12 protein-coding genes and 3 pseudogenes are annotated in these 8,284 nt (G+C 49.0%); 12 read left to right on the forward strand and 3 right to left on the reverse strand.

All coding sequences use genetic code 11. The features are described 5' to 3' along the window. The 11 genes and pseudogenes from OGY19_RS16910 to OGY19_RS16960 all read left to right on the forward strand — a co-directional run. Positions 1–441, forward strand: a pseudogene (locus OGY19_RS16910) (transcriptional regulator); the annotation flags it as partial. A gap of 25 nt (positions 442–466) precedes the next feature. Further along, on the forward strand, positions 467–1,003 hold the full coding sequence (locus OGY19_RS16915) for a DUF4339 domain-containing protein (protein ID WP_234609579.1): 537 nt from the start codon (positions 467–469) through the stop codon (positions 1,001–1,003). 41 nt (positions 1,004–1,044) lie between these two features. Continuing rightward, positions 1,045–1,482, forward strand: a complete 438-nt coding sequence (locus OGY19_RS16920; RefSeq protein ID WP_248891069.1) for a hypothetical protein — start codon at positions 1,045–1,047, stop codon at positions 1,480–1,482. 66 nt (positions 1,483–1,548) lie between these two features. Continuing rightward, complete coding sequence (locus OGY19_RS16925) at positions 1,549–1,959, forward strand: hypothetical protein (protein ID WP_234609581.1); 411 nt, start codon at positions 1,549–1,551, stop codon at positions 1,957–1,959. A gap of 77 nt (positions 1,960–2,036) precedes the next feature. Further along, positions 2,037–2,273, forward strand: a complete 237-nt coding sequence (locus OGY19_RS16930) for a DUF905 domain-containing protein (protein WP_234609582.1) — start codon at positions 2,037–2,039, stop codon at positions 2,271–2,273. An 85-nt stretch (positions 2,274–2,358) separates the two neighbouring features. Beyond that, a complete protein-coding gene (locus tag OGY19_RS16935) occupies positions 2,359–2,817 on the forward strand; it encodes an antirestriction protein (protein WP_286596868.1) in 459 nt (152 codons plus the stop codon). A 15-nt stretch (positions 2,818–2,832) separates the two neighbouring features. Continuing rightward, positions 2,833–3,309, forward strand: coding sequence for a JAB domain-containing protein (locus tag OGY19_RS16940; protein ID WP_234609584.1), 477 nt, complete (start codon positions 2,833–2,835; stop codon positions 3,307–3,309). A gap of 8 nt (positions 3,310–3,317) precedes the next feature. After that, on the forward strand, positions 3,318–3,539 hold the full coding sequence (locus OGY19_RS16945; RefSeq protein ID WP_000691995.1) for a DUF987 domain-containing protein: 222 nt from the start codon (positions 3,318–3,320) through the stop codon (positions 3,537–3,539). A gap of 18 nt (positions 3,540–3,557) precedes the next feature. Continuing rightward, positions 3,558–3,875, forward strand: a complete 318-nt coding sequence (locus OGY19_RS16950) for a type IV toxin-antitoxin system YeeU family antitoxin (protein WP_000065326.1) — start codon at positions 3,558–3,560, stop codon at positions 3,873–3,875. Positions 3,876–3,895: 20 nt separating this feature from the next. Then, positions 3,896–4,219, forward strand: a complete 324-nt coding sequence (locus tag OGY19_RS16955; protein WP_234609585.1) for a TA system toxin CbtA family protein — start codon at positions 3,896–3,898, stop codon at positions 4,217–4,219. Between the two features lie 1,059 nt (positions 4,220–5,278). Further along, positions 5,279–5,674 (forward strand): superinfection immunity protein, encoded by a 396-nt coding sequence (locus OGY19_RS16960; protein ID WP_071887381.1) that lies wholly within the window; start codon positions 5,279–5,281, stop codon positions 5,672–5,674. Between the two features lie 16 nt (positions 5,675–5,690). Here OGY19_RS16960 and OGY19_RS16965 read toward each other — a convergent pair whose 3' ends face one another. From OGY19_RS16965 to OGY19_RS16975, 3 genes and pseudogenes are all read right to left on the reverse strand, one after another. Further along, positions 5,691–5,903, reverse strand: coding sequence for a hypothetical protein (locus OGY19_RS16965; protein WP_061068517.1), 213 nt, complete (start codon positions 5,901–5,903; stop codon positions 5,691–5,693). A gap of 448 nt (positions 5,904–6,351) precedes the next feature. Then, on the reverse strand, positions 6,352–7,518 hold the full coding sequence (locus OGY19_RS16970; protein WP_101743255.1) for a lactate oxidase: 1,167 nt from the start codon (positions 7,516–7,518) through the stop codon (positions 6,352–6,354). A 52-nt stretch (positions 7,519–7,570) separates the two neighbouring features. After that, positions 7,571–7,948 (reverse strand): annotated as a pseudogene (locus tag OGY19_RS16975) (YceI family protein); the annotation flags it as partial. A 49-nt stretch (positions 7,949–7,997) separates the two neighbouring features. Here OGY19_RS16975 and OGY19_RS16980 point away from each other — a divergent pair. Beyond that, positions 7,998–8,284: pseudogene (locus tag OGY19_RS16980) on the forward strand (IS1-like element IS1A family transposase); the annotation flags it as partial.

An 8,284-nucleotide genomic window follows, 5' to 3' on the forward strand; every position in this document is an offset into this window, starting at 1 on the left:
GATATTTTTCCGGGGCTGGACCGGCGTCTGGCGGGCATGCTGCTCACTGCAGGAGGGATGCCGTGTCTGGTATGGCAGCCGCCACAGTCTGTGTCACCGACCAGCTCACTGGTCTTCTACCGTCTCGTCAGTGCCATTACCGCCTGCCAGCGGGTACTGCTGCTCGCTGATGGTGAACGCTGTGACGGACTGGCTCCGTACCGCCTGATATCACTCGATGGCTGCTGGTACCTTACCGGTGAACTTAACGGGCATATCACCGTGCATCCTCTGGCGACCATCCATGCGGTGACAGTTCTGAACACCACTTTTACCCCGCAAAAACGTCTCAGCCAGTTAACCATACAGGCGGGCTTTATCCGGGCCCTTCCGCACTTCAGCTGTATCCGCGAAGTCCTGTCTCCTGGGCCCTCTGAGGAGCCGGGCAACACACTGATTTAATGACCTCTGTTAAGAAGGAAAAACAATGACCTGGCATTACGAGAAAAATGGCATACGTCACGACAATGTGACCGACGACGACATCACCAGCCTGATTATGCGCGGTGAACTGACTGCATCCACTCTGGTGTGGCGACAGGGAATGGCAGAGTGGCAGCCGGTCTCCGCTACTCCGCTGGCTTCGGCGCTGCTCCGGAGCACCACACCACCAGCGCTGCCGGGGAACCGCATTCCGGGTGGAGTTGTGTGGACGCTGGCATTTGCTCCCTTCATTGGCTACGCGCTGGAGTTGTGGACTGCAGGGCTGAACGGGATGTCATTTGACGAGGCATATGATGCCGTCTCGGGCGGGCAGTACTGGTTTATCACGCTGCTGCTCAATATTGCTCTGGGGTATCTCGATGAACGACGCCTGCGTAAGGCCGGAGTGGACACCACCACGTTCGGCAAACTGGCCTGGCTGGTGCCTTTCTATTTGTGGCGGCGGGCGAAAACTCTCGGTCAGAAACCGGCTTACTTCTGGGTATGGCTGGTGATGTTAATTCTGACGGTGATGGCCTGAACCATCACCTGCGGATATCGACCCCTTTGAGGAATAACATAATGAAAATACTACTTAAGATACTGAGCATTACAGGCAGCCTGCTGCTCTGCACAGGCGTTCAGGCACAACCTTACAACCGGACGCTACCTGCGGTAGTTAATGACAACAACGGGAATATTTTCTGGTGTGATGCCCATCGTCAGGTCATGGGGAAGTGTGAAGCCATGTTCGCTGACCGTAAGGGCGGTATGGTTACGGTGCGTTCAGCACCTTTTAAAGACTGCGAAGGTGGCCTGTGGGGCTGGATAACTATCATGCGCAACGATGTGTCGAAGGGATTCACCATTACTCCGGACAAGAAATTCGGTCTCACCGTAAAAGACCTGTGCCGTCCGGGCACGGTAGTGACCTTTAAGCCCAACCAGAAGAAGCCGGAATATGACGACCTGGTGGCGTTGTACCAGGGCAAAGAACTGTTTCGTTACCGGCGTTTCTGATAACACCCGATATCAATCTCTCTCATTTTGCCCGACAGCGGGCTGGATTAATTCAGGAAGAAAACCATGCTGAAAATGATGACCTCTGCTGTACCCGCCCTCATTCTGTCACTTGCTGCATTCAGTGCCGGTGCCGCTCAGCTTCCGGCAAGCCTGATGGATAAAGACAATCCCGGTCAGGAGTACTGGTGCCAGGGAAACGACATCAATACCTCCATGTGCTCACTGACCGGTGTCAGCGACGACCATAAATTTGCCCTGATTCAGGACCTGCCGGGCCCGGCCTGTGAGGACTTAAGCTTCGGGGTTATCGACCTAGCGCGTCAGACCGGCGTCAACATTCCTTACGACGGTGGTGACTGTAAGGGCGATGTGCAGGCCGGGTTTGTGCATAGCACGAAAGATAATGTCCTGTATGTGAAAATTGTCCGGGGTAGTAAAACCCTGCGGCTGTATAAGGTACAAACCGGTTACTGACAATCACCACACACCTGCATACCCCCACAACTCCTGACGCGGCAGCGTCAGGAGTTTTTGCTTTTAAGGTACATCGAATGCCTGAATCTCACATGTTGCCACCGGGACCGTTCACCCGACAGCAGGCTGAAGCGGTTACCAACCGGTATAAAAATATCGCAATTGAAGATGACCAGCGCAGCCACTTCCGCCTGGTGGTTCGTGACTCTGAAGGTCGAATGGTCTGGCGGGCATGGTGCTTTGAACCTGATGCTGGCGAAGGACTTAATCGTTATATCCGCAAGTCAGGCATCCTCAGAACATCCTCCTCCTGACCACATCCATTAATCATTCCTGCATGTCCTTTATTTCCCATACGCCAGCCATCGTCGATGGCGTTTTTATTGACGGAGAATATCCATGACGACACAAACGCAATGCGAATTGATGACCGCTAATGAATCTCAATTTGACCTTACTGCAACACCAGTACCTGACGAGCAGCGTCTCGATTTCTGGCCGCTGTACTTTGGCGATATCCCGCAGTGGATAACGCTGGAACCCCGTATTTTCGCCCGGATGGACCGCTTCTGTGATGAGTACAGCGGTGGTATCTGGTCCTTTTACACGCTCAGTAATGGCGGCGCGTTTATGGCCCCTGATGCTGACGGTGGCGATAAATGGCATCTGTTTAACAGCATGAACGGCAATGGCGCGGAAATGAGCGTGGAAGCCGCAGGTATCGCGGTCTGCATGATTGAATACAGCCATCGCGCCTGTCGCACAGAGTGTGACGCAATGACCGCACACTATTATCGCTTGCGGGACTATGCCCTGCAGCATCCTGAAGCTCACGCCATTCTGCGTATCATCGACTGAACGGAGGAACAACGGATGAAACAGCTCTCCTTTTTACCCGGCGAGATGACGCCACAGGACCGGCGTCTCATTCAGCGGGCGCTCAGGGCTCTGGAGCGGCACCTGCATGAGCCAGGGGTAGCCTTCACCTCTACTCACGCCGTTCGGGAGTGGTTGCGACTGCATATGGCCGCACTTGAGCGGGAAGAGTTCCGAGTGCTGTATCTGGATAATCAGAACCAGCTTATCGCTCATGAGACGCTCTTTAGTGGCACGATTAACCGCACCGAGGTCCATCCCCGGGAAGTGGTCAAACGTGCACTGCACTTCAATGCGGCGGCGGTGATACTGGCGCATAACCATCCTTCCGGCGAGACGACGCCCAGCCAGGCTGACAAAGCCCTCACGCAGCGACTGACTCAGGTACTTCAACTGGTGGATATCCGTATTCCAGACCATCTGATTGTTGGTGGCAGGCAAATCTATTCGTTCGCAGAACACGGTCTGTTGTGAGGTATTACATGAAAATTATCAGTAAACGCCGGGCAATGACGATATACCGCCAGCATCCTGAGTCCCGAATCTTTCGCTACTGCACCGGAAAATATCAGTGGCACGGTAGCGTCTGTCATTACACCGGCAGGGATGTTCCGGATATCACAGGAGTCCTGGCTGTGTACGCCGAACGCCGCCAGGACCGCAACGGGCCTTATGCCTGCCTGATGAGCATCACCCTGAACTGACAATTGTGGAGAACTGTAATGAGCAACATCATTTGGGGCCTGCAGCGCGATATCACGCCGCGCCTGGGAACACGTCTGGTGCAGGAGGGCAACCAGTTGCACTACCTGGCTGACCGGGCCTGTATCACAGGTAAGTTCAGTGATGCCGAATGTCTTAAGCTGGATGTGGCATTTCCGCATTTTATCAGCCGGATGGAATCCATGCTGAGCACGGGTGAAATGAATCCTCGCCACGCCCACTGCGTCACCCTGTACCACAACGGTTTTACCTGCGAAGCCGATACCCTTGGCAGTTGCGGCTATGTATACGTCGCTGTTTATTCCACTCAGCGCTAACAAATTTCACGAGAACAAATATGAAAATTCTACCGGCTACAATTTCGCGGGCGGCGAAGCCCTGCATGTCACCCGTTGCAGTCTGGCAAATGCTTCTTACACGGCTACTGGAAAAACACTATGGTCTGACCCTGAACGATACGCCGTTCAGTGATGAAACCGTTATAAAGGAACATTTCGATGCCGGTATCACTCTCGCTAATGCCATTAACTTTCTAGTGGAAAAGTACGAACTGGTTCGTATCGATCGCAGAGGGTTTAGCTGGCAAGAACAAACGCCATATCTCACGAATATTGATATCATGAGGGCCCGCCGCGATCTGGGTTTATTAAATCGTAATTAGTCTGATGCTACTGGTGTCGCTGCTTTCGAGTATGCCTGCCATTTGCTATCATCTCGCTTCCTGCTGATTTATCGACAAAGGTAATTACTTGAATTCAAAGCCTCTGTGCTTTGGGGGTATCTTTGGGGGTATAAGTTAAGATATAACTTGAAAATTCTATATTTTTCAAGTTATTGGCGGGGTTGTTCTAACCCCTTCGCCCGCTCCAGTCTCCTGATAAATCAACTGGTTATGTTTTATCCGTTAGTTACGTTGCCCCGCAAAAACAGGTACAACTTAAACTACTCATTGTTCTACGCCTGCACCTGTCGCGTGATTGGTCTGCGGTGTGGTACAAGGGAGCATATCATCACGCTGGCGGTGGTTCCACGTTCTTACCGCGACAGTACAACAACGAACAAAAATCCTCATACGTGGCACAACTCCTAAACAGATTGATCACACGCATTTAAGCCCGATGTGCGATCTTGTGGCTGCGTAAACAGGTAAATAGTGGTCAATGTACCTGCACACGGCATGCAGGCTCTGCCAGCACTTCGCTCACGCTCCTAACGGTACACGAGCACCCTGATAAGGTGTGATCCCTTTGACAATCTGATGAAGTAGCTACGCTCCGCTATTCTCCTTACCACTAACGGGGCTTTATGGCTTCTATTGCATTTTATTAGTGAACTTAGGCTCCCGCCTAAGTTTTGGACAGCTTAAAAAAGTAGCAGTACCCAAAATTCTGGCTTGTCTGTGAAGGTATCCGAATCAGTGGAGGATTCTTATGATGACCATATTTGTGAAATCCTCGAAGAAGATGTATACCGAGTGCTCTACAGCGCGTGATTATTCATAGTCGGACAATGAACCATTGGAGATGGACGACTGAATTTAGTCTTTAGGCATTGTTGGCTTAGTTCGCTAAGCCAACAAAAAGTGGGGATTGCGTCTCTTGAAGTGTTCACGGCTATCCTCTCAAAGCCTGTAGCCACATCATCAGCAAATGATGCTGTTGCAACTAAGAGAAATTAAGTAAGCTAATACTTGATCGCATAATTTGACGAGATTTTTTGGATGAACGATTATTCTTCGCTTAATGGATTTGTGTTTCTTGCTGTACTGCTGGTTCTTTATCTCATCCCTTCTGTTATTGCTTACAGAAGATGGCACAGAAACTTTAAGCCTATTTTGGCTTTAAATATCTTCCTTGGCTGGACCTTTCTTGGTTGGTTAGTCTGTTTGGTTTGGTCCCTCTCATCAAATACTCAACCTAAAAAAATTGCGGAGAACGAGACTCAAAACATAGCCAAGAAATTCTTTTTAGTCAGTGCTGAGACCAAAGAACGGATTCAGGGGTTTTATACTGATGAAGGTTTATTGAAGTTTATCGATGAAAAAGGACTTTCTGTAGATAAAGTGAACAAAAATTCTGAAGGTGGTATGGATTTCCTTGTAATACTGCCTGACTAAGTCGGCATTTTGCCATTTACTTTTCGTTGTCCGAGGTGGAGAACGTGCGAGAGTACGGGCAGGACTGAGAGCGCGTCACCAGCGTAAACAGGTAAATGCTGTTTTCATAGGTACAAAGCCGCTTCCCGCCCTGTAACTTCTGTTCGTCAGGATCGGACATAGTGATTTTACCGCCAGTATGGGCGAGTAGCGGCAGCAGTGCCAGCACACAAAGTAAGATTCTCTTCATCATTATCTCTTGTTGGCTGAAATCGCATTTTTCCGCGCAGCCGGGATTTGCTCCCATCGCTGACGATACCGAGCTTTGAAAAGTGGAGAGGGATGCTCTGATTGTGCAACATCAAAACCACGATATTCAAGTTCTCTTCTCGCTTTTTGAGCCTGTTTCCCTACCAATATTATAGTTTTTAGGTTGGGCAGTAATGGACTGACCCCGCCCCGGTAGACGATCCTGCCCTATCGAAAATATGCATGCCATGTGCGTGATATCACAATTTAATGTTCAGGAACAGACCAGAATTTTATTTTGGCTATTAAGGTATTTTTCCTCCATGGTGAATAAATAAAATACCGGCCATAGTGGCCGGTATTCAGCATTATTATCTATTTTTTAATAATGTCTCTGGTGAGTGGAGTAGAGGGGTTAATATTCCACACCGTTAACCCAAAGTATGCTCTTATTCTTCCAGATCACGTAAGGTCAACAATTTGGTTTTTTTCACCTGCTCGATATCTTTGGTTCCACCGAGCATCATATTGATGACTAATTCTTTGTTGAGTTGCTCGACAACAGAAGCAACACCCTGAGCCCCGCCAAGGTTTAGACCGTACAGGACAGGACGCCCAATAGCCACGATATCAGCGCCACTAGCGATAGCTTTAAATACATGTGAGCCACGACGTACACCACTATCAAAAATAATGGGTACGCGTTTATTTACCACTTTTGCGATAGAGGGCAATACATCAAATGAGGATGGCCCACTATCGAGTTGCCTTCCCCCGTGGTTAGAAACCCAGATAGCTGCAGCTCCGGCCTTAATAGCAATTTCTGCATCTTCCGGCGATTGAATTCCTTTCACAATGACCGGCAAACCGGAGATTTGGTGAACGTATTTAATATCTTCCGGTGTGAAGGCTTGTTTGGCTTGTGCGTAAATTTCGCTGATACCAGAACCTTTGCCTGTTTTTGAACCGTCATCACTCTGCTTCGCAAACATCTCAAGATTTGCAAAGCCGAGAGGGAACTGGAAATTATTTTTTATATCGTCTTCACGATATCCACCAACAGGTGAATCGACTGTCAGAATGATCGCTTTTGCACCATGCTTAACTGCTTCACTCAGTATAAATTCGTTAAACTTATTGTTTTTACTCATATAGAGCTGGAAGAAAAACGGATTTCCCTCTGATGCCCTGGAAACGTCTTCAATGGTTTTATTTCCGTAGGTGCTTAAAGAGAAAATTGAACCTACCTGGGCCATTCCTCGGGCTGTGGCAAGTTCACCGGCTTCGTGCGCCAGACCCTGGGCTGCCATTGGCGCCTGGATTATGGGGGTTTTTAGCGGAATGCCCAGCAAGCTGGTTGAAAGATTGATATTTTTTAATTCAATACCTTGCAATACTCGAGGAACGATAAATTTCTTATCAAAGCTCTCGGTATTGCTGCGCAGATTATTTTCATCTTCCGCGCCTCCACGAATATAACCAAATGCTCCCTTTTCCATTCTGGCTTTTACTTGATCTTCAAGAGAGTCAATGTTAACCATTTTAATGGGGTGCTCTTCGGTGCTGGCTTTATATGCTTCGGCTTGCGCCATACCCGATGAAATCATCATAGCCATAGAGGCTATGGCCAGAACTGTTTTATTCACTTTCACTCTTACTTCCTTGTTATTAGCGTATTGCTTCAGCCTGAATACTAATATCAACTGTTTTGCTCATTCCTATGTTGACGAGATAATCAACACCCCATAGGGTACGATCAATTTTTGCAGAGAAATCGCCACCGCAGACCTGAGCGTTGAAAACCGGACTCATATAGCAGCCGAATTTGGTCGTCGTTAACGTGACAGGTTTAGTAACACCCTTCATCGTCAACATCCCTTCAATAGAGGCGGGTTTGCCCTCAGAGAAGTTCCATTTTGTTGATTTGAATACAATATTCGGATATTTTTCTGCATCGAGTATATCGCTGCTACGGATATGTTTATCAAATGCTTCCAGACCGGTATTTAGAGACTTAACAGGAATGGTTACCTGCATTTCGGTGATGCTGCCAACTTACTGATTTAGTGTATGATGGTGTTTTTGAGGTGCTCCAGTGGCTTCTGTTTCTATCAGCTGTCCCTCCTGTTCAGCTACTGACGGGGTGGTGCGTAACGGCAAAAGCACCGCCGGACATCAGCGCTATCTCTGCTCTCACTGCCGTAAAACATGGCAACTGCAGTTCACTTACACCGCTTCTCAACCCGGTACGCACCAGAAAATCATTGATATGGCCATGAATGGCGTTGGATGCCGGGCAACTGCCCGCATTATGGGCGTTGGCCTCAACACGATTTTACGTCACTTAAAAAACTCAGGCCGCAGTCGGTAACCTCGCGCATA

The sequence above is a fragment of the Citrobacter sp. Cy070 genome (assembly GCF_030332245.1).
Lineage (GTDB): Bacteria > Pseudomonadota > Gammaproteobacteria > Enterobacterales > Enterobacteriaceae > Citrobacter > Citrobacter youngae.